Source organism: Vibrio sp. 10N.222.55.C6, assembly GCF_041473395.1.
GTDB classification, from domain to species: Bacteria; Pseudomonadota; Gammaproteobacteria; order Enterobacterales; family Vibrionaceae; genus Vibrio; species Vibrio crassostreae_C.
In genome coordinates, this window is sequence record NZ_JBFRSD010000363.1 from 1 (window position 1) to 226 (window position 226).

Annotated in this window: 1 protein-coding gene; it reads left to right on the forward strand. The window is 50.4% G+C overall.

Annotation, left to right across the window (positions count from 1 at the left end):
• The coding region (locus AB4486_RS24135) for a succinylglutamate desuccinylase/aspartoacylase family protein (RefSeq protein ID WP_372119157.1) at window positions 1-226 on the forward strand (226 nt) is incomplete at both ends.

A 226-nucleotide genomic window follows, 5' to 3' on the forward strand; every position in this document is an offset into this window, starting at 1 on the left:
ATTGGATAGAGGGTAATGATGTGGTTTCTATCCGCGCTGATATTGGTGGTTTCGTATTGCCGCAGGTTGAGCTTCTGCAGAGCGTAGAGCAAGATGATCTGTTGGCTATTCAATATGACGCTTTTGGTAATGAGTGTCGCCGTTATCACGCGCCGTCTGCCGGACGTGTCCTTAGCTATAACGTGGATGCGTTAAGGGAGCCGGGTGCGCTTGTTTGTCGCTTGCT